General features: G+C 69.5%; 17 protein-coding genes. 3 read left to right on the top strand and 14 right to left on the bottom strand.

All coding sequences use genetic code 11. From position 1 onward, the window contains the following. Positions 1-11: 11 nt before the first annotated feature. From F4561_RS24010 to F4561_RS24045, 8 genes are all read right to left on the bottom strand, one after another. Entirely contained in the window at positions 12-1304 is a 1293-nt protein-coding gene (locus F4561_RS24010) for a YcaO-like family protein (RefSeq protein ID WP_184581869.1), read from the bottom strand. A gap of 48 nt (positions 1305-1352) precedes the next feature. Next, entirely contained in the window at positions 1353-2093 is a 741-nt protein-coding gene (locus tag F4561_RS24015) for an ABC transporter permease (RefSeq protein WP_184581871.1), read from the bottom strand. A gap of 26 nt (positions 2094-2119) precedes the next feature. Next, positions 2120-3094, bottom strand: coding sequence for an ABC transporter ATP-binding protein (locus F4561_RS24020; protein WP_184581873.1), 975 nt, complete (start codon positions 3092-3094; stop codon positions 2120-2122). Between the two features lie 51 nt (positions 3095-3145). After that, complete coding sequence (gene lanKC / locus F4561_RS24025) at positions 3146-5716, bottom strand: class III lanthionine synthetase LanKC (protein WP_221445600.1); 2571 nt, start codon at positions 5714-5716, stop codon at positions 3146-3148. 50 nt (positions 5717-5766) lie between these two features. Continuing rightward, positions 5767-7392 carry a daptide biosynthesis intramembrane metalloprotease gene (gene mpaP, locus F4561_RS24030; RefSeq protein WP_184581877.1) on the bottom strand — a complete coding sequence of 542 codons (1626 nt, stop codon included), beginning with the start codon at positions 7390-7392 and terminating at the stop codon, positions 5767-5769. 315 nt (positions 7393-7707) lie between these two features. Then, complete coding sequence (gene mpaC / locus F4561_RS24035; RefSeq protein WP_184581879.1) at positions 7708-9006, bottom strand: daptide-type RiPP biosynthesis dehydogenase; 1299 nt, start codon at positions 9004-9006, stop codon at positions 7708-7710. A gap of 26 nt (positions 9007-9032) precedes the next feature. After that, on the bottom strand, positions 9033-10301 hold the full coding sequence (mpaD, locus tag F4561_RS24040) for a daptide-type RiPP biosynthesis aminotransferase (protein ID WP_312885506.1): 1269 nt from the start codon (positions 10299-10301) through the stop codon (positions 9033-9035). 71 nt (positions 10302-10372) lie between these two features. Next, positions 10373-11335, bottom strand: coding sequence for an LLM class flavin-dependent oxidoreductase (locus F4561_RS24045; protein ID WP_184581883.1), 963 nt, complete (start codon positions 11333-11335; stop codon positions 10373-10375). Positions 11336-12138: 803 nt separating this feature from the next. Between F4561_RS24045 and F4561_RS24050 the strand changes: the two genes are divergently transcribed. Together F4561_RS24050 and rfbB are read left to right on the top strand one after the other, a co-directional pair. Next, on the top strand, positions 12139-13206 hold the full coding sequence (locus F4561_RS24050; protein ID WP_184581885.1) for a glucose-1-phosphate thymidylyltransferase: 1068 nt from the start codon (positions 12139-12141) through the stop codon (positions 13204-13206). Continuing rightward, on the top strand, positions 13203-14195 hold the full coding sequence (gene rfbB / locus F4561_RS24055; protein ID WP_184581887.1) for a dTDP-glucose 4,6-dehydratase: 993 nt from the start codon (positions 13203-13205) through the stop codon (positions 14193-14195). Before F4561_RS24050 ends, rfbB begins: the two co-directional genes overlap by 4 nt. 65 nt (positions 14196-14260) lie before the next feature. Here rfbB and F4561_RS24060 read toward each other — a convergent pair whose 3' ends face one another. From F4561_RS24060 to F4561_RS24085, 6 genes are all read right to left on the bottom strand, one after another. Continuing rightward, entirely contained in the window at positions 14261-15256 is a 996-nt protein-coding gene (locus F4561_RS24060) for a glycerophosphodiester phosphodiesterase family protein (RefSeq protein ID WP_184581889.1), read from the bottom strand. 102 nt (positions 15257-15358) lie between these two features. Continuing rightward, positions 15359-16453, bottom strand: a complete 1095-nt coding sequence (gene serC, locus F4561_RS24065) for a phosphoserine transaminase (protein WP_221446269.1) — start codon at positions 16451-16453, stop codon at positions 15359-15361. A 117-nt stretch (positions 16454-16570) separates the two neighbouring features. Continuing rightward, positions 16571-19639 carry a sacsin N-terminal ATP-binding-like domain-containing protein gene (locus F4561_RS24070; RefSeq protein ID WP_184581893.1) on the bottom strand — a complete coding sequence of 1023 codons (3069 nt, stop codon included), beginning with the start codon at positions 19637-19639 and terminating at the stop codon, positions 16571-16573. Positions 19640-19772: 133 nt separating this feature from the next. After that, positions 19773-20528 (bottom strand): DUF3027 domain-containing protein, encoded by a 756-nt coding sequence (locus F4561_RS24075; protein ID WP_184584103.1) that lies wholly within the window; start codon positions 20526-20528, stop codon positions 19773-19775. 224 nt (positions 20529-20752) lie between these two features. Continuing rightward, a complete protein-coding gene (locus tag F4561_RS33390; RefSeq protein ID WP_184584105.1) occupies positions 20753-21136 on the bottom strand; it encodes a cold-shock protein in 384 nt (127 codons plus the stop codon). A gap of 591 nt (positions 21137-21727) precedes the next feature. Further along, a complete protein-coding gene (locus F4561_RS24085; protein WP_221445604.1) occupies positions 21728-22540 on the bottom strand; it encodes an MATE family efflux transporter in 813 nt (270 codons plus the stop codon). An 811-nt stretch (positions 22541-23351) separates the two neighbouring features. Here F4561_RS24085 and F4561_RS24090 point away from each other — a divergent pair. Continuing rightward, a complete protein-coding gene (locus F4561_RS24090; protein ID WP_184581895.1) occupies positions 23352-25817 on the top strand; it encodes a helicase-associated domain-containing protein in 2466 nt (821 codons plus the stop codon). Positions 25818-25823: the final 6 nt, after the last annotated feature.

Here is a 25823-nt window from a genome sequence, read left to right on the forward strand (position 1 = left end):
GACGCGTGTGTCTACGGGAGCGGGTTCGGGCGGTGGCCCTCGCCGGGGCGGAACCGGGCGGGCAGACCCGTGCGGACCTCGGCGCCGGAAATCCTGGGAAGGTTCCAGCTCCACGAGAACTCCTCCGACATCCGCAGATGCTGGTAACCGGCGGGAACCACTCGAGCCACGCTCCAGCCCATGTCGACCAGGGACGGGGGCAATCTGGGGGTCAGATCCACGACGAGTGGGTCCGCGCCGTCGGCGACGAGCCCCGTGACCAGGTCCTCGGTGGGGACCGGAGTCGCCGCGGGCAGGAGTTCACCGCTGCCGAAGCCCCGCAGCCAGTCGAGGACGAGCTCCGCCCCGGTCCGCGTGACGAGGAAGGCCGCGCGGTCCTCCTCTCCCCGGATCCGGGCCGGGGCACGGTCTGGACGGCCGAGGGCACGCGCGACGTTCCGCAGGAAGGAGCAGACCTGAAGGGCCTCGCGCACCGCGCCGAGGACCCCCGCAGACGGATCGTCCGCGGCCCGCCCGCCCACGGCGGCGACGGGCACGTCGCCGCCGTGGGCGACGGCGACGCCCACGGCGCAGAAGACGCCGGGCACCCCGGTCGGTATGCGCGCCACGTGCACCTCGACACCCGCGCGCGAGGCCTGGCCCACCAGGGCGGCGGCGGCGCGCAACATTGCTGGCGCGTCGGGTTGGGACGCCTCCTCGGTGACGTCGATACGGGGCAGGCGCAGCCCGCGCTCCCAGGCGACCATCACCGCGTCCCGCTCGATCATCTCGAACAAGGCGCTGCGCAGAGCGTGGTCGAATCCCTCCCCCGCGGCCGCGCAGGAGGGCCCCGGGTCGAAGTGTGCGGCCTGCTCGGCGCTGACCGGCCAGTCAACCAGAGCGGCCGGGATGAGCACCCGCGCGCCGTCGCGGAGCCGACGTGCCGGGTACCAGTCGATCCGGTGGCCCACCGAGTCGGGTGCCCCCAGGGCGACGCCGGCGGCGGAGTAGTCGAGCGACGCCTCGTCCAGCTCCTCCGCTGAGGCGTGGACCGGTCGCGGTTGCCAGGGGGCATCCCCGCGCGGCCCCGGGTACAGCGCGTACCTCTCGACAGCCTCGCCGGCCCCGCGCACGAGGGAATCGCCTCGGGTGTGCCCGTAGGCACCGACGGTGACCATGGACGGCGGCAGGTCCGCGGCGTCCTGACCGGTGTCGACTTCGACCGCGGTGCACCAAAGCAGCTCGTCCGGGGGGTCCGGCCGCCGTACGGAGTAGTTGGTGGCGACACCTGTCGGGGAGCGCAGCGTGGCGGGGATATCCAGCATGGGAGGTCTCTCTCGGGGCCGGAAGCGGCGCGGATGGTCGGTTCCGGTTCAGGAGTCGTCGTACCAACGGAAGGTACGTACGGCGAGTAGGGCCAGTAACAGGGCGGTTCCGAGCACGACCAGCGCGGACACCCAGATCGGGTGCTGGGACTCGCCGCCTTCCACCTGTCCCATGAGCAGGTCCGCGTAGAAGGTGGTCGGCACATAGGTCAGCACCGACGCGACCGTGTCGGGGTAGATCTCCAGCGGCAGCACCAGCCCGCAGCTGAACATCAGAACGAGCTGGAGGATGCTTCCGATGTTGTTGGCGACGTCGGTCGAGGGCACCAGGCCGCCGATGAGGTAACCGAGCGCCCCGAACATCGGCACTCCCAGCAGGCTGGCGCCGATCAGGGCCGGTGCGTTGGCGGGCTCGACGACACCGATCGCCATTCCCACGAGCACGATGACGGTGATGACGCACACGATGGTCACCAGCCTGACGGGTGTGTGCGAGATGAGGATCGTGGAGCGCCGTACGGGTGTGGTGCTCAACAGCCGCATCTGGCCCTGGGTCCGCAGGGCCGCCCACGGGCTCGCCGTGGCGAGGAGGGTCGTGCCCGTCAGGGCCAGGAAAACGCTCAACGGCACGAGCTGCGCCCAGGGATCGACCCGGCTGTCCTCACCGGTCATCAGCAGGCCCAGCCCGATGAAAAGGGTCATCATCCCGAACGGGAAGAGCAGAACGAAGTAGAACTGGGAGCGCGCCCTGACGAAGTCGCGCGTGTGCAGCGCGGTCAGCGCGCGCATGGGGGCAGAGGTTATCTGGGGCATTCCTACTCGCTGGTCGTGGAGGCGTTGCTGGTGGAGGACCGGGCCCCAGGTTCGTCGAAGTCGCGACCGGTAACCCGGCGGAAGACCTCTTCCAGGCTGGGTTCGCGCAGCGCGACATCGCGCGTCTCGAAGGACGCGTTCAGCACGGCCGTCATCGTCCGTTCAGGTACGGCGCTCTGCAGCTGGACGAAGGTGCCGTCCCGCACAGGGCGGGACGTCACGCGCGAGACGCCCTCCCAGAGTTCGAACTCGTCCAAGGCCCCCGTGTCGCGCAGGATGAAGGTCACGTAACGTTCGGGGGTGTGCTCGCGTACGAGGTCCTCAGGGGCCCCGTAGGTGGCCACGCGTCCTCCGTCCACGATGGCGACGCGGTCGCACAAGGCGTGCGCCTCCTCCATGGTGTGCGTGGACAGCAGCACCGTGCCCCCGGCCAGCCGGTGGCCGGTGACGGCGGCCCAGAGCTGTTCCCGCGCGTTGGGGTCCATCCCGGCGGACGGTTCGTCCAGGACGAGCAGGTCGGGTCGGGAGATGAGCGCCAAGCCCACGAGGAGGCGTTGGCGCTGGCCGCCCGAGAGTTTGCCGACGCGGTGGCGGCGGCAGTCGTGTAGCCCGAGCCGGTCGATGATCTCTTCGGCCCCCGCCGCGTCCGTGTACAGCGAGGACCAGACCCGGAGTGTCTCCTCGACAGTCTGCAGCTCGAAGAGGGCGCTGTGTTGGGGTTGGATGGCCACGCAGGGTCGGATCTGGTCTCGTTCCGCGACCGGGTCGCTGCCCAGTACGCGGACCGTTCCCGAGGTCGGGCGTCGCAGTCCGACGATGCATTCGATCGTCGTGGTCTTGCCGGCTCCGTTCGGCCCGAGTAGGCCGAAGATCTCTCCGGAGGCGACGGTCAGGTGGATGCCGTTCACGGCCGTCACCGACCCGTACCGTTTTTCGAGTCCGGAGACGTGTACCGCGGGAGCAACAGCGGGTTCCATCAGTGGTCGTTACCTCCGCGTATCAGCGTCGTGGAGTGGTTGGGTCGTCCTTCATCCGCACGGTTCCTGGGGGTCGAGGACCGGAAATGAATCAGGCCCGTGGCTCAGGGCCCTCAGCGCCGCCAGGACTCCGGCCGAGCCTGTCAGGAGGTCAGCGGAGAGGCGGAGGTTGTGCGCTCCGAGGAAGCCCAGTCGGCCGTCATCGGTGCTGATGGCGTACCAGCCGAGAGCGTCCCCGTGCCGCAGCAGTGCGGGGATCTCCTCGGCGGTGCCACCTGTTACCCGGGACAGGGCCAGGATGGTCCCGGCCCGCCCGTGCTCCAGCCCGGCGCACGCGACGATCGGGCTCTCCATGGTCTCCCGGCAGTCATCGAGGGCCGTCCGCAGCGGTGGCTCGTCGACATGGCGCAAATAGGCGTGCAGCGCGACTCCGATGCCGGGCATTCCGCTCAATCCATGCGTACGCCGCACGTGGGCGGAGGGGTCGAACCGCCCTGATTCCGGGGCCCACCCGACCGCGGAGAGCTCCGAATGCAGGGCCTCCCCCGCCTCCTGGAGCATCGCCGGATCCCGGAAACGCTCGTAGCAGCGCACGAGGAAGAGCGCGGCGCCACAGCGCCCGTGCAGCAATCCCCGTTTTCTCCGGTCGACCGGGGAAAGGTGGAGCGCCTCGACCACGTCCTCGGCCACCCGGCGGGCCTGGGCAGCGTGCGTGTCCTCGTCGGACCGGCAGGAGCGGTGCAGCAGTTCGAGGCCGATCCCGGACAAGCCGTCGGCGATCCCGAGCTCGGTGCCGCGCGGGGCCTCCAGAGCCCGTTCCAGGACCCGGTCGGCCTCGGCGCCGCGCCCCAGGGTCCGGAGCGCGTAAGAGATACCGGCCGATCCGTGGAAGAGGCCGGGCCCCATGGACTCCAGTGCCGAGGTCCGCTCCAGGTGCTCCAGGCGTTCGAGCGTCCACTCTAGGTGCGCACCAGGCAGAGGGGCGTCCGCCTGCCGCGCCGCCCACAGGACCCCGAGCGCCCCCGAACCGAACGCGACTCCGCCCCCGGGCCGGAGGAACTGGGCGATGTCCCCGGGATGAAGGCGGTCCTCGCGCTCGGGGGCGGCGCCCGCGACGATCTCCCCGATGATCCGGTCCCTGGTCGGGGACGGGCCGCTCACACCGTCGGGCTTCCACTCGGGGTCGGCGAAGGGCACGGCGGCAGCGTGGTCCCGCCCCAGGTGTCGGCGGACCTCGGCCGCGAAGTCCTCGGGCAGGTCGAAGCTTTTCTCGACGAGTTCCAGGAGCGCCCGCACCTTGTCCTCGCCCCACGGCACCAGGGTGGTCACCGGCGCGAAGACGGCCAGGCACAGGCAGCCGAAGGCGTACCAGTCAATATCGGTTCCCGTGTATCCCTGAGGAGCCGCGTACCCCGGCGTCCCGAGCGACTGCGGGGACGCGTCAGCGACCGAGCTGATGGCCTCGAAGTCGATGAACCCCACCGTGTCGTCATCGTCGACGAGGATGTTGCGCGGCTGCAGGTCCCCGAACACGACGCCGCGCTCGTGCATGCCAGAGATCCCGGACCGCACCTGCTCCAGGATCGACAGCCCCCAACGGGCGTACTCGGCGCACGCCTGCCCCGAGGCGTGGCCGTCGCCGGTGAGCAGCGGGTTTTTCTCCTGAATCCGCGCGTTCAGCGGTCTGCCGGCCACGAACTCCCGGACCAGGAAGTAGTGCTCGTGCCCACGGATGAACCGTTCGACCCTGGGGATGCCCGGCATACCGTCCAGGACCTCGAGGGCCCACTTCTCCCGGCGGATGCGTTCCACGGCGTCCTCGTTGGAGGCGTCGATACCGGAGAAGGGCCGTGCCTCCTTGAGGATGACGTCCTCACCGGTTTCCGACGCGGTGGCACGGTACACCCCGCCGCCGTTCGAGAAGTGCAGCGCCCGGTACACGGTGAACGGAAAATCGGACAGGTTCTGGGCTCTCCGGGCTTTATGGGCCTCGTCGAGGAACCCTGGTATATCAACCCAGTCGGGTACCCGGAAGGACGGACCGCGGTGATCCGGGACCAGTTCCCCTTGGGGATTAACGATGCACGGCACCATCTCCCCGGATGTGTCGACACCCATCATCATGTCGAACCCGCCGTAGCGCACATAGAGCGGACCGGAGCGCCACCGCAGGTCACTCAGAATATAAGGGCCGTCGTTCCCGGACAGCAGACCGTCGAGATCGTGGAGCAGCTTCTCCAGGTCAGCGTCATTCGGCGGGAAGAGGGAAATAAACTTTCCGCTGGATCCACGGTCCCCGTACTTTCCGTTCCGGCGGGCCAGAACGCCGGTGCTCCGGATGAACTTGAACATCACCGGGTGGGACATGCAGTATTCCCATACCGTGTCCAGGATCTCGGGTGCGTTCTCCAGGGTCGCCGAGAGGTGGATCTTCCACCCCTGCCGCGGCCCGCTCCAGTTGTCCGGTCTCATGACCACCCATTCGGCCCCCACCTTGCGCTCCCATCCATCGGGAACAGGGGAATCCATCCTTGAATAGTTGTCATGGCCCGAATGGGAGGCGACCTCGTCGAAATAAATGCTTTCGGTATGACAAAAACCCAGGTAACGCAATTCATGCATGGTATCCTACCTCGCCGCTCCCTCGGGTGACATGTCCGGGGTATGGGACATCAATTCCACATAGGGGCCACACTCATCCGATACATCCATTCACCAAGCGGAACGTATCCCAGATCGACCCGTGCCGTTCCCGTTCCTTCTTCGCCCGCCACGGACTCCATCGGGTATCCGGTCACCGGGATGGTCCAGCTATCGTCCAGTTCGATGGGGGAGAACGCGTTGAGGGGTGCGTCCACCAACGCCGGTTCCTCGTCTGCCAGCACGGCGCTTCCGGTCGCCGACCGGAGCAGGACCCCTCTGTCCTGCAACGTCACGGTCGCGCCCGGCCCCACCCTGGCCCGGTCGACGGACTCGGGGAAGACCAGAAAACTGCCGTCCTCTCCGTGCACGTACCCGCCCGAGACCGCGTACGGGACCGGGATCACCGCCAGAGCGCCCACGGCTGCGACGGTCAGGCCCGTGACCGCGATCCACATCCGTGTCCGCTCGGCGTGGGCGGCCCGCGCGTTCTTGATCCCGCGGGCGAATTCCCCCACGGCCCGGTAGGCGATGTAGAAGATGAGTAGGAAGATCACCGTGTAACCGATGATCCCGAAACTGGAGAACATCTCCGCCCATATTCCCAGGGCACCGAAGACCAGGACTGCGGGGAAGAGCAGACAGGCCATGCCGTAGGGAACAGACCACCACCACCGGAGATTACGCCGCCACGGCGTCCCGAAGGCGATACGGGCGAAAAACCCGCGCGCATCGTCCATGGCCTTCGCCCGGAGAAAAGGTGTATCCAGGTAATTCATCAAGGCGATATAGCCGTCGAGTTTAACGAAAGGCAGAAGGTTCAGTGTTCCCGCGACCAGGGTCAGTGCGGCGAAGACCAGCAGCGCATCGCGCACGTTGCCGTCCGGGAACGCCAGCGCGGCCACCGCGACGGCACAGGTGATGGCCATTTGGACGACGATCCCCGCGAGTGCGACACCCACGCGCTGGTGGCGTCGAGGCAGCATCCAACCGTCTGAGACGTCACAGAAGAACGCCGGGCTCAGGTAGAAGAGCATGACCCCCATGCGGTTCGGGGACCTGCCGTGGTAAGCGAGTGCGGCCCCGTGGCTGAACTCATGGACGACGGTCAAGCAGAACAGTGCGATCACGACGGCGCCCAGTACCGACATCGGTAGCGGGTTCGCCACCACGTCCACGATGGTCGGCGACTGCACCGCCAGGGCCAGGACCCCCGCACCGGCCGTGACCGCCATGACCCACCCGGCGGATCTGCCAGCGAACAGCCGGGCCAGCGCTCCCGTCAGGCGAAAGATGCGCTCGGGGTGGCGGAGAAGGTTGAAGTACACGATGAACGGGGGTGCGAAGGAGATCCACGAGATGTGCTTCCCGGGTGCTCTCTCATGCGTGCCGTCGTCCAAGAGGTCCATCCGGTACAACCGGTCGCACGTCGCCGCGATGTGTTCGACGGTCCAGGAACGCCCCAGGGCCCCGACCAGTTCCGCGTGGTCGCGCCGGCCGTCCAACTCCCGCACGAACAAGCCCATGTTCCGGCCGACCCGGAAGTACCGATCCTTCGCATCCTTGAGCACCCACGAGGCGCCCTCTTCCTGTGGTTCGTGGATCTCCACCCCGGGAGCCAACTTGGGTCGAAGGAAGAACTCAGCGGTTTCGTCCATGAAAGTTCCACCATTGCCTTCGTCCCGCTGATCCCGTGCCATGGAATTCGCCCTATCCCCTAGTTCCGGTTCTCGGGTCGCCGTCCGACTCTCTGCCAAGAAAGTAAACCACTGAGCGTGACGCACGCTACGGATGTCTCTGGACCCTGGGAAAATGGCCCCTTAAGGAGTCCGCCCCAGACCCGCACGGGCGCGGAGACCGTGCAGGGAGGCCCAAAGGACCGTGGGCCCGTGGGGCCCACGGTCCGCTCGACACCTCAATTCACCTGTTGATTCAGGTGATGGCGTAGGAGACGGAGGCGCTCGCGACGGCACTTACGGAGATGGTGCCCCAGGAGGGAGCCTCCATTCCTTCGAGCTCGTCGATCTCCATCTCCTGCATGGCGAGCTCAACCGAAGAGTCGAGTTCTGTGTTTTTTTCCATATCTTCTCTCCTTTCTCACTTTCCGCCCCGGCGACCACCGAGACGGAATCCTGTGTGCCTGTGCTGCGGGCGATGAGGGCGTGGATCTCCTGCCTGCGCAGCCCGCCGAGCATCGGCAGGCCGGCTCCCCACGCGCGCACGGCAGCCCGAGCCACGGCGGAGACCTGGTCGGCGGTGGCCGGAAGGGAGCGGTCGATGTCCCAGGCGTCGATGAGCGCCGCGATCCCCGACGACGGCTCGGGCGGCAGGTCCCCGGAGGCGGCCCGACGCATCCGCGACCACAGGCGCTGGAGCCGTTCGGCCGATCCCAGGCGGGCATTGCCGTCGGTGACCGCATGCCACAGGGGAGGGAGCAGCGCGGCGACGGCACGCATCTTGCGGACACCCAGCACCGACGACATCTCGTTGGCCAGGAACCATCCCTTGGCTGCGTAGGGGTCCGTGCAGACGTGCAACCGGTCCAGGTGGGTGAGACCACTCAGCCGGGCCGCTGCTACGAGGTCGCCGCGCTCGGGCGGGTGGGCGCCCGCGATCCGGTCACCGACCTCCACCAGCCGCGCCGCCACTGACTCGCTCTCTCGGTCGTGGCCGGGCGGCCTCGCGTGCGCGCCGGCGTAGCCGCTGGCGAGTCTGAAGAGCGCTTCGAGTACACCTTCGACCGCCAGGTCCCCCGGAAGGGTGGTGTAGGCCTCGGCGCTGAGCAGCGCCAGGTCCGGTTCGAGTGCCTCACCGCGTACCAACCGTCTGCGGCCGGCGTCGAGCACGCACGCGCTCCTGCTGACCTCCGCGCCGGTGCCCACGGTCGTGGGCACGGCGAGCAGGGGTCTGGACCGGTGCGTGCCTGGGGGGAGCGCGACGAGCCCGCACCGGCCCCGACCGCGCAGGAGGGGTCCGGTTCCCGGTTCGTCGGCAATCAGCGCCGCCAGTTTGGCCTGGTCGATGAGGGATCCGCCGCCCAGGGCCACCACCAGCTCCTTGCCACTGATCGTGCGGGCGCAGGCGATGGCGCGGTCGGCGTCTCCGGGCCCGGAGAGGACCGAGGCCTTCACGCGCGCTCCCGCCTCCGTGAGTGCGGAACGCACGGTGCCCGCGAGGGGGAGCTCGGCGACGCTCGCGTCGGTCAGCACTATCGCCCGGCACGACCCGTATTCGGCGAACGAACGTACCCAGTCTTGGGGGGAGGAGATCACCCGGACACCCTGGGGACGAGCCGGGATCACAGCTCCGCCCACCGTTCCGCGAACAGCGCCACACCGCGGCGCACGCAGTCCAGCAGTTCGTCCAGTTCGGCTTCCGTGTAGGTCAACGCCGGCACGATCTGGAAGCCGGACGGCCCGGGATGCACGATCGCACCGCACTCGCGCACGGCGGTCAACAGTTCGGGCACGAGATGCTGGGGGAGGTCCTCACCACCGGGCAGGCCGACGGCGAGCCCGCGGAAGCATCCGCGCCCCCGGGTGTGCGTGATCCAGGGGTGCACGGCACCGGGATCCGCCAGTTCGGTGTCCAGCCTCTGGGAGAGCTTGGCCGCGTTGGCCACCGCGTCCAGGCGACGCATCTCGTCGAGGGTGGCCAGGATCGCCGCGCAACTGGCGGGTGTGCCGCCCTGTGTCTCGGCGTGGGACAGCACGGCCCCGGCCCGGTCGAACGCGCCGGCGACCGGGATGGAGGCAACCAGGACAGCGGCAGCGCACGTGCCGTTGGTCAGCCCTTTGGAGAGCAGTAGCATGTCCGGCGAGCGGCTCCAGCTCTGGCTGGCGAACATCTCTCCGGTACGTCCGAACCCCGTCGCCACCTCGTCGGCCACGAGCAGGAAGCCGTGTTCGTCGCGGAGCCGGAGCAGCTCCTCGACGTACTCGTCGGTCAGCGGAAGCGCGCCGGTCCCCAGGACGGGTTCCACGACGACCGCGGCGACACGGCCCCCCTGCCGCCGGAAGAGGGCCCGTAGCTGCTCGGTGTCGTTGGGCTCCACGTGGCGCACCGTGCGTTGGTCGACCCCGTAGGCGCGCTGCCCGAGGTCCTCTCCTGTGAGCGCGAAACCCCCGTAGGTGAGTCCGTGGTAGCTGCCGCGCAGGCCGACCACAACCGACCGTTCGGGGCGGCCCTGGAGGATCTGCCACTGGCGGGCGAGCTTCATCACCGCGTCGTTGACGGCACCGCCGGAGGTGGAGAACAGGACCCGCCCGTAGTGCTGTACTCCGCAGACCTCGATCAGGGCCCGAGCGGCCCGCTGTGCGTACTGGTTCTTGTAGCGGTAGACGCTGAGATAGGAGGCGGTTCGCAGTGCGTCCGCGACGGCGTCGGCGATCGTGGTGTTGCCGTAACCGAGGTTGGCGTTCCACATTCCGCTGGTGCCGCACAGGAGCTCCTCACCGCTGGCGAACCGGACCCGGTTGCCGTGGGCGGCGACGGCGCACGGCGCCGTCTCGTCCGGGGCCGCCGGTTCGACGAGATAGGGCCACAGTCCCTGTTGCTCCGTGGTCACAGTCCCACCCCCTCTGTTGTCCCTCATCGTGTGTCGCTTGTCCCGCGCGGCCGCGCTCGGATGGCCCGCCCTCACGCGGTCGCACGCAGGATCGCCTTCAGGTCGTCCATCGCCGCCTTGTGCCCCAGGGCCTTGTGCACGCCGGTGACGTTGACGACGACCTCGTCCACGCCCGCGTCGCCGAACCCGGCTATCGCCCCGACGAGTTCGTCGGGTGTGCCGCTGAGGAAGGCACCGCACTCAACCAGGCGCTTGGCCGCGACATGGGGGGTGTCCTGTGCGGAGATCCCGGATCCCGCCCGCTGGAGCATGTCCCTGTAGTGCGGTCCGGCGACGTGCTGGGCGTTGCTGACGTGGGCGAGTTCGGCCGGGTCCCGGTCGACGGCTGCGACCGCCATGGGCACGATGGAGACCAGACGCGGGGTGGGACGCCCCGCTTTCTCGGCCCCTTCCCGGAGCGCCGGACGGATGACCTCGTCCAGGTAGGGCGCCGGTGTGAGCCAGGTGATCGCCACGTCGGCGATCTCACCGGCCAAACGCGCCATTCCGGGACGCAGAACCCCGAGCCCGAGGCTGACGTCCGGAGCGGGCGTGGGCGCAAGCTGCCCGCGGAAGGTCACGTAGTCACCTTCCACATCACCGATCCGACCGTCGATGCCCTGACGCACCGCGGTGAGGTACTCCCTCGCCGCCGTGAGCGGGCTCGCGTACGGCTCGGATCTCAGCGTCCGCTGGAAGTCCCGTGACCCCGGTCCGAAACCGGCCACGACCGGGTGGCCGGTGATCATCGCCAGCGAGCGGATCTGCGACGCGGCCTCGTAAGGATGGCGCAGGCCCATCAACGTCACGCCAAGCCCCACGGGGACACGGAACCCCGCGCCGGCCGCGTAGGCGAAGGCCTGGTGCGGTTCCACGAGCAGGGCCTGGCCCTGCCACAACCGGCAGGCGTGGGTCCATTCCACCAGTGCCGCATAGGGCAGCACCTGTTCCGGCCGACGTGGAACACGCGGAATGAGGACAGAAACAGTTGGCATCAATGATCCTAGCTAGCTCACACTCATGAGAAGTCACGGGATTGCCCTGGGGATTCACAGTGAGGGGATGGTGTAGTGGGGGAACCTAGGTAGGAAAAATCGCCTCTGGAGGAAAGTGGTGGGGACGCTACAGAAGCCCCCATCAGGCGCGCAACGACCACAACCGGAACCCAGAGCACCAAGACAGGTAAAGCAACTCCCGTGACGTGCGGTTACAAGGATCTAACCGGAGGAATAATCACCTGTGTCCGCTTCCGGCCACCCTTGGCCTCGATCTTTTCATGAGGGCCTGTCGATTGGTTGATTGGTCTGATCCGAACGAGGTACTCGAACTCCACGGAATCACCCGAGACCAACCCGCATGGATCTGAACCGCGCCAACTCCGGGCGCTGGGTCGCCGCTCAGGTCCAGCCGGAGCTCACCGAACCGCTCTTGTAATCTGCACCCCGACGGCCTTCAAGTGGGCCCCGACGCAGCTACCATCTACCACACGGATCTGATTCATGACTTCATGCCATAACGCCGAATTCCTCGGGCCGGCGAGGGAATCCTCCGGGTCGAAAAGCGACCTTTCCGGTGAATGCGAGGCGACGGTGAGCGGCGATCGGTTGTCCGACGTTTTCGCACGCCAACCCACGGTTTCTCGGGCCGTGGGCGCAGAATGGCGGACCGTGATTCCACCCTGGAACCGCCCGCGCACCGGCTCGGCGGACGCACGCCACGGCGACCCGGAGCCTGGGCGACCACACACGCGCCAACAGCTCCAATGACCGAATGTCCCCCACTCTGAAAGTTGGATTTGGTGAAATCACTGGTACTTGCCGGTGGATCGGGAACAAGACTCCGCCCTCTGACGCACACATCCCCCAAACAATTGCTCCCAGTAGCGGACAGACCCGTACTCCTTCATATTCTTGATCGGATCAGAGAGGCCGGGGTCACTGATGTCGGGATCATCGCTGGGGAAAATATGGACCAGATATCGTCCATCCTGGGAAACGGAAATGATATCGGCCTCCAACTAACATACCTCCACCAAGAAAAACCGCTTGGCCTCGCGCACGCTGTCATCACTGCCCAGGACTTCCTCGACCGGGACCCATTCTTGATGTTCCTCGGCGACATCTTCCTGGACGGGCACATCATGAAAGAGACGCAGCGTTTCCGCGAGGACCCGGAGGTCTCCCGCATTCTTTTGACCCATGTCAGCGATCCGCGAGAGCTGGGGGTTGTCGAACTCGACGACAACGGGAGGCCGACCCGACTGCGGGAAAAACCCGGCCGGCCCACGTCGAACGTCGTCCTCACCGGAATCTATTTCTTCTCGGAAGCGATGCACCAGGCAGTGTGGAGTATCTCCCCCGGAGACCGGGGCGAACTGGAAATCACCGATGCCATCCAGTGGCTGATCGACCGGGGGCATCCGGTCGAGGCGGACATGGTCGACGGCGGCTGGAAGGACACCGGGAATCCATCCGATTTGCTCGACGTCAACCGCCGTGAACTCCGCAAGCTCCACGGGGAGATCCACGGGGACGTCGACACGGCGAGCAGTCTGCACGGCGAAGTCCGGATCGCCGAGGGATCGACGGTCATCAGGAGCAGGATCCACGGGCCGGTCACCATCGGGCACAATTGTGTGATCACCGACTCCACGATCGGACCTTTCACGTCGGTCTCCGAGGGCTCCCGAATCACTTCGGCGTCAGTGGAGAACTCCATCGTCCTCGCCCACGCCACCGTTCACGGGGTCGGGGACATCAGCGCATCCCTCATCGGCCGCCACGCCGAAGTGCGGCGTGCGAGCTCTTCCACCACCAAGCACACGTTCGTCATCGGCGACCACAGTGGGGCTGAGGTCCGGGGATGAAGGTGCTTATCACCGGCGGCGCCGGATTCATCGGTTCGTGGTTCGTCCGGGACATCTTGGCCGGGCGAGCCTCCGGTTATGAGCACGCCCATGTCACAGTCCTCGACAAATTCACCTACGCCGGAGAGCGGCGGAACCTCCCGCGCGAGGACGACCGCCTCACCGTGATCGCGGGCGACCTCGCCGACGCACACCTCACGGCAGAGCTTGTGCCCGGCCACGACCTTGTCGTCAATTTCGCCGCCGAGACCCACGTGGACCGTTCCATCGTCGCCCCGCGCGACTTCATGAGGACCAACGCGCTGGGCGTGGAGACCCTCATGCACGCGTGTGTGCAGGGGGGTATCCCCCGTGTGCTCCATGTGTCCACGGACGAGGTGTACGGGTCCATCGAGCGCGGACGCTGGGACGAGCGCGCCCCCGTCGACCCGAGCTCTCCCTACTCGGCGGCGAAGGCCGCGGGCGACATGATCGCCCTGGCCTACGCACGCACGTACGGGCTGCCCGTGAGTGTGACCAGGTGCGGCAACAACTACGGTCCCCGCCAGTTCCCGGAGAAGCTCGTTCCCCTCTTCGTGACCAACCTGCTGGAGGGGAGACCGGTGCCGCTCTACGGCGACGGGCTCAACGTTCGGGACTGGATCCATGTGTCCGACCACTGCGCGGCGATCCGCCTGGTCGCCGAGAAGGGGGTTCCCGGCGCCGTCTACCACGTGGCGGGCACCGCCGAGCTCACCAACCGGGAGATGGTGGACCTGATCTTGCGCACGTGCGGAGAGTCCTGGGACCGGGTCGAGACCGTGCCGGACCGTCCGGGCCACGACTACCGGTACTCGCTGGACGACTCACGGCTCCGAGCCCTCGGCTACTCCCCGCAAGTCGGCGTCGAGGAGGGGATGGCGGACACCGTGCACTGGTACGAGACCCACCACCGGTGGTGGCGTCCGAAGAAGAGGGAGAGCGGTCTTCCCCGGACCAGGGGTGTGTGAACCGGCCGGCCGTTCTCAGGCCCCTGCGGGCCCGAAGGGCTCCACGGTCCCGACCCGGCCTCCCGTCACTCGCCCTGCTCGAACAGCTCCCGGGCCAGGAACGCGTGCCGCGAGTGGTCGGTGAAGACACCGTCCACTCCGACCTCGAAGAACGCCTCGTACTCGGCGGCGAAGCCGCCGTAGGCGTTCGGGTCGTCGCCGGAGCGGAAGTTCGCGGGCAGGAACCGGTTCTCGCTGCGGAAGGTGAACGGGTGCACCAGCAGGCCGGCCTCGTGCGCGTCGTCCACCAGCGACGTGGGCTCGGTCAGGTTGTCCTCGCTGTCGCGGGCGATGACCAGGTCCTTGGCCGGGCCGATGGCGTGGGCGAAGGACGCCACCTCGGCCAGGCCCTCGGGGGTGCGGTAGCGCCGCCAGTGCTTCTCGGTGCCCATCAGGAAGACCAGGGGCAGCTCGACCTCCGCCAGCGCGCGCAGGCTGTCGGCCTCGAAGGACTGCAGGTAGACCGGGACCTCGGGTTCCGGGCCGTGCAGCCCGTTCGCACGCAGCGCGGCTTCCAGCGGCGGCTCCAGGGCCAGACCGATGGAGCGGTGGTAGGCGGGGTGCTTGGTCTCGGGGTAGACACCGACCGGTCGGCCGAGTTCAGCGGTGAGCTTCTTCGCGAGGTCGATGATCTCGCGCAGGGTCGGGATCTCGTACTCGCCGTCGTGCGCCGCGTTGTCCGGCCGGACGCGCGGCAGCCGCTCGGTGGCGCGCAGCGTCTTCAGCTCGGCCAGGGTGAGGTCCTCGGCGAACCAGCCGGTGATCTCGGCGCCGTCGATGACCTTGGTGGTCCTGCGTTCGGCGAACTCGGCGCGCTCCGCGATGTCGGTGGTGCTCCCGATCTCCGGGTCGTGCCGCGCGACCAGGTGCCCATCCGCCGTGGCCACCAGGTCGATCTCGATGAAGTCGCCACCGAAGCGCGCACCCAGCTCGTAGGAGGCGAGCGTGTGCTCGGGTCGGTGGCCCGACGCGCCCCGGTGCGAGATGATCTCGATGCTGGGCTCCTGCGTGTTCGTGCGCACTGGTTCCGTCCGTCCCGGTAAACGTAAGGCCGGCCCGGAGGTGCCGGGCCGGCCGTGGTCAGCGGTCCTGAACGAAGTGCTCAAGACCAGCGGTCGCGTTGGTCAGGCCAGCTTGCCCACCACGTGGTCGATGCACTCGGTGAGCGCCTGCACGTCGGTCGGTTCGATGGCCGGGAACATGCCGACGCGCAGCTGGTTGCGGCCCAGCTTGCGGTAGGGCTCGGTGTCGACGACGCCGTTGGCCCGCAGGGTCGCGGCGATCGCGGCGGCATCCACATCGTCGGAGAAGTCGATCGTGCCGACGACCTGCGAGCGCTGCTCGGGATCGGTAACGAACGGGGCGGCGTGCGCGGACTTCTCCGCCCAGGTGTAGAGGATGGCGGAGGACTCGGCGGTGCGGCTGACCGCCCAGTCGAGGCCGCCACGCTCGTTCATCCACTCCACCTGCTCGGCGAGCAGCAGCAGAGTGCCGATGGCCGGCGTGTTGTACGTCTGCTCCTTGCGGGAGTTGTCCACCGCGGTCGGCAGCGAGAAGAACTCCGGGATGTAGCGTCCGCTCCCGGCGATCTCGTTGGCGCGCTCCAGTGCCTTGGGGGACATGATCGCCACCCACAGGCCGCCGTCGGCGGCGAAGCACTTCTGCGGGGCGAAGTAGTAGACGTCGGTCTCGGCGATGTCCACGGGCAGGCCGCCCGCACCGCTGGTGGCGTCGACCAGCACCAGGGAGTCGGCGGCGGCGCCGGGCACCCCCCGGATCGGGGCGGCCACGCCGGTCGAGGTCTCGTTGTGCGTGAGCGCGTAGGCGTCCACGTCGTCCTCGGGACGGGGCGTACCGTGTGTCCCGGGCTCGCTCTCGATCACGGTCGGCTCGTCCAGCCAGGGCGCACCCTTGGTGACCTTCGCGAACTTCGAGGAGAACTCACCGAACGTCAGGTGCTGGGCCTTGCCGCGGATCAGGCCGTGGGCAGCGATGTCCCAGAACGCGGTGGTCCCGCCGTTGCCGACGACAACCTCGTAGCCCTCAGGCAGCGAGAAGAGCTGCGCCACCCCGGAACGGACGCGCTCCACCAGCGACTTGACGGGCTTCTGGCGGTGCGAGGTGCCAAAGTACGTGGCTCCGGAGGAGGCCAGGCTGTTCAGTTGCTCGGGACGGACCTTGGACGGGCCGCAGCCGAAGCGGCCGTCACTGGGCAGCATGTTCGAGGGAATCTGAATCTCGGTCACGGGGTCAACTCTAGTCCTTGCGCTGGTGCGTGTGGGCGTGTGGGGGGCACCACAAAGGCGACTGCCTCCGGGATCGGGCGCCAGTCCGGCTCAGTCGAAGTCGGTCTCGGCGAGCAGGGCGGACAGTGTCGCCGGCCGCGGGTCGCGGAGCACCGCGGACACCAGGTGCCGGTGCGACCACTGGTCAGACGCCCAGCACAGCGCACGGGCGAGACCATCGGTGGTCGCGGCGTGCAGGGACGAGCCGTCGTAGCGCCATTCCGCGTTGACGCCGTCGACGGTCAGCTCCTCGTGGTGCACGTAGGTGAGCGCCGGGTCGGCGAGCACGACGCGCACCTCCTCGGGAACCGGCCGGACGTCGCCCTGGGAAGTGATGCGCCCTTCGACCTCCTCACTCGCCAGCGCCAGGTCGAGGACGTCGGCCACCTGCGCGGAGTGCCGCGCCGGGACCAGCACCACCGGTCGGTCCGCGAGCAGCGGAAGAAGGTCGGGCGCGTCGACGACGACGGTCTCCTCGGCGTCGGCGACCACGATCGAGCCACCGCGCACCGCCCGCACACGCTCGGGCGGCTCCGCCCGGTCGGCGTCGACCCGGGCGAGCGCGGTCCAGATCTCGCGCAGCGCCGCGCGCTCGACGTGCCGACCAGGATCGGCGAGCCGGTCCAGCAGGTCATCGGGGCCGTCAGGCTCGGTAAGCAGCGCGTCGAGCGAGGTGCGCACCCCCACTGCCCGCGCGAGCTCGCTGTCGGTGCCGGCCGGAGCCTCGTCGTACAGCCCGGCGAGCGCCGCGGCGGCGTCGCCGGTGCGCAGCTCGGTCGGGTGCCGGCCGTTCAGCTTCGCTCCGGTGCGCAGCCACCAGGCCGTGTATGAGGGCACATCGCTGACCTGGCCGTCGTGCAGTACGCGGGCGGGCTCGACCACCGCCGCGCGCAGCCGCGCGCCCGCGAGCAGTTCCAGTGCCTGCGGCCAGCGGTCATCCCGGACGAACTCCAGGTCGGCGACGGCCACCAGCTCGGGGATCACCGGCGGCAGCTCGGGCTCGCCAAGCCGATCCATGACCTCCTCGGCCCACTCGTCCACCGCGTCGAGCTGCTCCAGGCTCTCGGCCAGGCCCGCGTCGAGCGTGACGTCGTTCGCCCGGACCAGCAAGAAGGACCAGAGCACGCCGACCGCTTCGAGGGTCTCGGCGCCGTAGCGCTCCACAAGGTCGGCCGCGACGACCCCGAAGGGGGCGTCGTCGGAGAGGATGCCCATCAGCGGACTGTCCGGCAGCAGCAGGTCCCCCGCCACCGAGTACCCGCCTTCGGAGTCCCGGAGCGCGAGCCCGGTCAGCCATGGCGCGTCGGCGATGGTGGTGCCAGAGGCCGCGACGAGGTCCAGGACCGGGGCGGCGACCTCGTCGGGGTCGTCGGAGCTGATCGAGTTCTCCACGGCCGCCTTGGTGAGCGGATCGGTGAGGGCAGCGCTCGCGTTCGCCTCGACGGCGCCAAGACGCATCAGCAACGGGTCGGCAGCCTGCGGATGGACGATCCGCAGGCCGAGCGCGTCCAGCGCGTCCAGTGCGACAGTGCCGTCACCGATGGCCGCTCCGACCGGGACGAGCAGCGATCGGGGCCCGCGGACGAGCCGCCCGTCGGCCAGCGGCACCGGAAGCGCGCCCAGCTCGTCGAGGTCGGCGCCGCGCTGGCCGGCCTCACCGAGTGCCGCGTACAACCCCGCCCACCAGCCCGGTTCCCGGTCGAGATCGGCGAGCAGATCGGCCAGCTCGGCCAACCCGACACGGCGCAGGCGCAACCGGGTGAGACCGGTGTGGTGCGGGTCCCACGCGCCCGGAAGCACCGTGGGCAGCACGTCGGCCACGACCGCCGCGACACTGGGGCCGCCCTCGACCGCGACAGCGTCGCGCGGGCGGACCGGCTCGCCCTTCTCGGTCACGAGAAACGGGGTGTCGAGCAGCGGCTTGGCGACCGCGCCGCGGAACCGGCCGTCGAACTCCCCGCGCCCGATGGTGGTGACGGGAACCAGGTCCAGCGCGGCGCGGGCGTCGAGCTGGCAGAGCAGCTCGCAGTAGGAGTCGGCCGCCGCGGCGATGAGGGTCTCGGTCGCGGGGCCGGGGGCGACCTCCCTGCGGTCAGGGCTCAACGGGAACGTCCCGATGAGCAGCGCGGGGATGTCGAGCTCAGCATCGCTGGGCGTGGGTGCGTGCACGACCCGGGCCACGTTGTCGGGGAGCCCGGCCAGCCCGCCGCTGGTGGTCACCGGGACGGCCCAGGTGAGCGCCCAGTCCAGGCGCGTGCGTTCCTCCGTTGGGCGATCGGCGAGCAGCGCGGGGTCGAACCGCCCCGATCGGCTGACCGTGCGCCACCGGGTGGCCAGCTCGCCCGTGGAGTCGCTGACCCGGGTGACGGTGTCATCGGAGCCGTTCCCAAGGTCGCGGGTGAGCACGCGCTCGCCGCGCTCCGTCGTGATCCGGACTTCAGCGAGATCCGGAAGTGCCAGCAGGAGCGCCTCGCTGGTCTCGTCGAGTAGCGCACCGAGCCGGGCACGGGCCTCGTCGTCGCGCAGCACCAGCGTGACCACGGTGTCATAGTCGCCCAGTGGGTCCCCTGCGGCGCTGAAGGGCAGCCGGAGCAGCGGCACGTTGCCATCGCGCCGCCGGATCTCGTCGGCGAGCTCGGGGCGTGCGCGGCCGGACTCCAGCAACTCCTCGCTGACCGCGGTGCGCGCCCGGTCGAGGTCGAAGTGCACGGCGCCATCGTGTGAGGCGATGGTGACGTTGTCGCTGACCGCGGCCACGGCCGAGAACCCGACGCCGAACCGGCCGGTCGAGCCCGGCGCGCCGTCGTCGCGTTTCGCCGAGGCGCGCAGGGTGGCCAGGGACTCCACACCACTCGCGGCCAGCGGGGCGCCAGTGTTGCCGGCGGTGAACACATTGCCGTCCAGCGTGAGGTGCAACCGTCCGGGAGTCCCGGCGCGCCGCGCGGCGTCCGCGGCGTTCTGCGCGAGCTCGACGACGACGCGGTCGCGGTAGCCGCCGAGTGCGTAGTCCTCCTCGGCGTTGGCGTCCTCCCGGAACCGCGCCGGGGCGTCCGCCCATCCGTCGAGGACCCGCCGCCGAAGCTCAGCGGTGTCGAACGGGTCGGCCTGTGTCGGGTCCATTCGGACTCCTCCCGGATCGGTGCGCAACCACGGTACGCGAACGGTAAACCGCCGTCGGGGAGGTTTCGCGCAGACCAGCTGGTGAGTGCGGAATTCTCGACGCTGGTCAGCGGCGATCTCCCGCGCGGATGCCTCAGCTTTCGGAGGAGACCAGCTCCAGTTCGGTGGTGTCGTCGAAGACGATGTGGTCGTAGCCCAGCTCGTCGATGACGGGGGCGATCGGATCGGGCTGCGCGGCGGGCTGGGCCGCCTCGGAGTGCGCGCCGCACCCGTGGTCGAGCGAGACGACCCGGCCGTCGTCGGGCGCGTACTCGTTTGCGCACACCCCGAACATCTGGCGGAACTCTCCGGCCAGAGGAGTGAGGAAACCACAGGTCGCGCAGGTCGCGGGCGCCGCCTTCGCGATGGCGCTGTAGGGGCCGGAGTCGCTGTTGTACCAGCGCTCGGCGGCGGCCTGGCGCCCCACCTCCGAGAGCACGCGGGCCCGGCCGAGACCCAGCTCCCAGACCATCTGCTGGTCGACGCCCTCGTCCGCCAATTCGCTCTCGGGCACTTGCGCGTACCCGGGCTTCAGGCGGTCGTCCTCCGCGGAGCTGGGCATGAGGTCGCCGACTCCAAGGTCCCCTGGACGCAGGCGCTCCTTCCACGGCACCCACTCCGGGGCGAGCACAGCATCGGGCCCGGGGAGCAACGTGACCTCGTTGACGGTGACAGCCTTGGCGCGCGCCGCGCGGACGACCGTGACGGCGTAGTGCCATCCGCGATAGGCGGCTTGCCGGCACTCGAAGAGATGGGTGACCAGACGCTCGGCCTCGACCTTCGTGGAAAGGTGTTCGCCAACCCACTCCGGACGTGCGATTTCGACGGCTGCGGCGCGGGCGAGGTCCACCGCCTCGATGCACGCGCTGTCTGGTGTGGGAGTTCGACGGCTACGGCTCACACTTCCATTTTCGCTGATAGCAGGCGCCAACTTAACCATACGGTCGATCGATAGGCGACCGTTACGCCGCCCTCGTAGGGGTCACGGGGCACGCGGCACCGAAATGTGAAGTGAATCACCCCCAGTGAGTGGGCCGCGGGGGAACCCCGCGGCCGCACGAACGTCGGGCGGTATCACGCATCCAGGTCGTCGGCCACAACACGCAGGAGCTGCGCGATCTTGGCCGCCTCACGCCGGTCGGGGTGTTTGCCCCGACGGTAGGTTGCCGAGATGCCGTCGAGGAGCTTCATCAGATCCTCGACGATGACCACCATCTCGTCGGGCTTCTTGCGCATGGCCTTGGACACCGAGTGCTGGGTGTCGAGCACCTTGAGCTGCAGCGCCTGAGCGCCCTTCCTGCCCTCGACGACGCCGAACTCCACTCGCTGCCCCGCGCGCAGCGACGTCGTTCCCGTGGGCAGCGCCGAGGAATGGACGAAGACCTCGCCGCCGTCATCCCGGGTAAGGAAGCCGAATCCCTTATCGCTGTCGTACCACTTGACCTTGCCGGTGGGCACGTATGACCTCACGCTCTCGCCGTCGGACCGGAAGGGAGCCAAGCCTGACGAATCGGGGGTCGGCTCCGAATGTCCACTTAGCCTCCCTGCGCCCCATGTTCGCACAGGGCCGCTTTCAGGTTAGTGCTCGGCGATCTCGCCAGGCGAGCGAGAATCGACCGAGAATTTCCGTGAACGCCGGAGAATAGTCGTCCGCAACCTACGGGAGCCCGCGCACGTTTCCCCGCTAAACACCGCGCGCCCGGGCAGCGCCCGCCAGAGCGAGTGAGAGGCCCGGAGGCGGAGCTCCGGGCCTCTCTGTTGACGACGCCCCCGCCAGCGCAGGTTGCGGAGTTGTGGGACGGGACCCGGCGGGGCGGGACGCCGCCAATTGCGGACGTCGCCTTGCGGCCGATCGGAGCAAGGGGCGCCCGGCGCGTTCCCCACAAACCAATGTGGAACCCAACGCGTCACCATCATCACTCAGCGTCGCGATTTACTCCACCACAAGAATCGCCGATCGACCACGATATTTCGCGGTGTTTGCCACTAGTTGACCAGCGGAGCCTTTCGGAACAGCGCGACCGCCGCACCTGTGGTTGGGGTCCGGGGTCAGATGTCAGTGGCGCGCTTGATCCGCGTTATCCGCACGAGAAGGTAGATGACACATCCCAGCGCCGCCGCGCGCAGCCCGACCACTCCGGTTTCCATCAGTGACATCAGGATGATCTGGTCAATGTAGGGCGCCTCACCTGACCAGAACGTCATTGAGATAACCGTGACCGCCAACGGAACGGCGACGGCCACGCGCTTGTCCCGCCGGGTCCACACGTCACTCAAGATCACCAGCACCGCACCGACGACCCACACCAGGGCCACCTGCCCAACCAGACCACTGACCAGGTAGACGCCGATGGCGAACATCTCCGGTGGGTACTGCCGTGCCGCCGCCGCCAGTGCCACGACGGCTCCGCGGGGAGTGTCGCCCGCCCGGTCGCGGACCGCGGTCCGTCCCGCGCCACCGAACAGGCCGCGGTCGGGCCCGCCCCGCCACGGGGGCGGCTCCCGGTCCGCGTGCCGCGGCGCGGCACCGGGCTCGGGCCCATCCCGCCACGGGGGCGGCTCCCGATTCACTTTCCGCGAAGCGGCACCGTTGCCGTTCTCCTCAGCGTCCCCGTCCCCGTCCCTCTCCCTGTCGGCGGAATCCTCCGCGCACTCTCGGGCGACGAGGTCTTCGGGCGTGCCGAAGTCTTCCAGCACCCGGCGGACCTGCTCGGCTTCGGTACTGTCGCCGCACGCCTCATCGATCCGCGCGCGCAGCTCGGTGAGGTACACGGCGCGCTGCCGCGCTGTCAGGTACCCGTACGTGGCCTGGCCCACCTCACTCAGGTAGTCCAGCACCACTTGCTCAGCCCGCGGCGTCATAGGCCCCATAGTGCCGCAAGATAGCCCGATTTCTCCCGCCAAGGCGGCGATCTCAACCCACCTGGGACACAACGGAGCGCGCCCACGCACGGGACCGGCCGGCCACCGCCTCGCCCGCCCACGCGGCTAGGTGATGTTCCGGGTGGTTGGTAACGCGGCTGGCAGGTGCGTGGTGCGGCCCCTGACGGGACAGCGAGGGTGGCCGATGGTCGGGGGTGGTGCCCATCGGTGCGGGTTCCCGGTAGTGGCGCGCCCGACAAAAGCGGCACCGAAGGCAGTGGGTGGGCCAGCCCCTGGGTGGCGGTGCGGGTGCCCGATGGTGCCGCGCCCGACGGGGCAGCGACGACGGTGAACGGGCCGGCCCCCGATAACCGCTCCTGGTGCCCGATGGTGGCGCGCCCGACGGGGGTGGTGCGGGCGTTCTCGGCGACGCTCACCCCTCAAAAGACTCGCAATCCGGACATAGCGGGCGCGCGTGGGGGTGCACCCCGCATCGAAGGTGACCGTGGGGACATGTTCGGCGCCGAGAACGTCCCCACAGACAGTCTCGGCGCGGCTCAGCACCGAGAACGACACCACAGACACCCCGCTGGACCCCACCCCGTCCTCGCCGCCCCCGTTACACGCGCCACCACCGGGCACCAGCCGCGACCCCCGCAGGTCGACCCACCCACCGTCCTCGCCGCCCCCGTTACACGCGCCACCACGTACCCACAGCACCGTTCTAGCGGACCCGGGAGGTGCGCTGAGCACCCCGCCGCCCGCGGAGTCCCACGATCCCGGCGGCGCCGAATCGAATAGCGTAGGTGCGATGACCGAGGACGCAGAAGCGGCACGCACCGGCAGGCCGGCCACGTTCACGTCATGGCTGCGCGGACTCACCAGTGCCGAGCTCGCCTCGCTGTTCGCCGCGCGCCCGGACCTGATCTCGCCGGTTCCCGCTGACCTCGGCGCCCTTGCGGCACGCTGTACCGCGCGGCCGGCTGTGCTACGCGTCTTGGACCAGCTCGACCAGTTCAGCCTGCGGGTCCTCGAAGGGGTGGTCGCGCACGACCGCCTTGCGGTGCCGCGCGCCGGCCGGTCCCAGGACCGGGCCGAGCCCGCCGGTGCGGAGTACCACCAGCTCGCCGCCGGGCTCGGGGAACCGGGCGCGGCGCTCGACGGCGCCCTCGCGCGGCTCCGCCAACTGGCCCTGGTGTGGGACGACGGCGAGCGCCTGCGCCCGGTGAGCGTGCTGCGGGACATCCTGACCCAGCCGGCGGGTCTCGGACCGCCGTTGCGGACCCTGCTCGGTGGGCTCGACGTGGCGCATCTCAACCAGCTCGCCCGCGTCCTCGACCTACCGGCCGGGTTCGGCCCGACCGACCACCCGGTCGACCGGATCGCCGAGGCCCTCAGCGCGCCCGAACGCATCAGTGCCCTCCTGGACGCGGCCGGCCCCGACGCGCACGCGGTCCTCGACCGGCTCGTGTGGGGGCCGCCGAACGGAACCGTCTCCGGCGCCACACGCGCCGTGGACGTCGAGACCGCCGATTCCCCTGTGGAGCAGCTCCTCGCCCGCGGGCTGCTGCTTCCCAGCGACGACAGCACGGTCACGCTTCCCCGGGAGATCGGGCTGCACCTGCGCGGCGGCCAGTTCTTCCAGGACGTCGAGGCGCTGCCGCCGGCCCTCACGGGGACAGAGCGCGCGCCCGCCGCGGTCTCCCGGGACGCCGCGGGACAGGCGTTCACGGCCCTCCGCTCGGTCGCCGCGCTACTGGAGAACTGGGCCGACGACCCGCCAAGCGTGCTGCGCAACGGCGGCCTGGGCGTGCGCGACCTGCGCCGCACCGCTCAGGCGCTCGACCTCGACGAGCCCACAGCCGCGCTGCTGGTCGAGACGGCGTGTGCCGCCGGCCTGCTCGGCACCGACGAGGGCATCGCGGGCGTGTGGCTGCCCACGGCCGGTTACGACGTCTGGCTGGAGCGCCCGCCCGAGACGCGCTGGCTTGAGCTGGCCGAAGCGTGGCTGCGCTCCCCACGGGTGGCCAATCTGGTCGGTTCCAAGGACGAACGCGGCCGGCCCCGCAACGTGCTGGGCGAAGGGCTCGACCGGCGCGCGGCACCCGAGGTCCGGCTGGACGTGCTGAACGCGCTCGCCAGGGCACCCGAGGGGGTGCGGCCCACCCCCGAGTCTCTCGCCGACCACCTCCGATGGCAGCGGCCCCGCCGCCAGGGCTCCGGCTACTCCGCTCTGGTGGAGGCCGCCCTACACGAGGCGGGCGCGCTCGGCCTCACCGGCCGCGGGGCCCTCGCCCCACACACCCGCGCGCTGCTGGAGGAGCTCGGCGACGAAGAAACCCCGCTCGCCGAACGCGCGAGCTCCAAGGCGGGATCGCTCCTCTCCGCGGAGATGCCGCAGCCCCTGGACCACATCCTGATCCAGGGCGACCTCACCGCCGTGGCCCCGGGTCCCCTGGTTCCCGAGCTCGCCCGCGAGCTCGCACTCGCCGCCGATGTGGAGTCCACCGGCGGAGCCACCGTCTACCGTTTCAGCGCCGCGTCCATCCGCCGCGCCATGGACGCCGGCCGGGGCGCGGCGGACCTCACCGAGCTGCTGGAACGCCATTCCCGAACTCCGCTGCCGCAGCCACTGCGGTACCTGATCGCCGACGTCGGGCGCACGCACGGGCGGCTGCGCGTCGGAACCGCCTCCAGCTACCTGCGCTGCGACGAACCCGCCATTCTGGACGAGCTGGTCAATGACCGGCGGGGCACCGACCTCGCGCTGACCCGCCTCGCGCCCACGGTGGTCGCCAGCCGCAGCACCCGCCCGGTGCTGCTGGAGCGCCTCAGTGACCTCGGGTACAACCCGGTCCCCGAGGCCACCGACGGATCAGTCCAGCTCAGCCGGCCGGGGCCGCGGAGAGCGAGCGCTGCCACGCCAGCGGCCGAGCTCACCGAACCCGCACCCCTCGGACCGGAGCTCCGCATGGCCGCCGTCCGCGCGGTGCGCGCGGGCGACGAGGCCGCCACAGCCGCCCGCCACCCCGTCCCGGCGCCCGAGGGCGAGCCCCCGGCCTCACCGGCCGCGGCGACACTGTCGGCCCTCACCTCGGCCGTGCGGGAGGGAAAGCGGGTCTGGATCGGCTACCTGGACACCGACGGGCGCGCGAGCAGCCGCATCGTGGAACCGGCCACGGTCGAGGGCGGCTACCTCACGGCCTACGACGCGACCCGGGCGGCGGTCCAACGCTTCGCCGTGCACCGGATTACCGGTGTGGCGGACCTGTCCTGAGCGCCG

This window comes from Lipingzhangella halophila, from assembly GCF_014203805.1.
Lineage (GTDB): Bacteria > Actinomycetota > Actinomycetes > Streptosporangiales > Streptosporangiaceae > Lipingzhangella > Lipingzhangella halophila.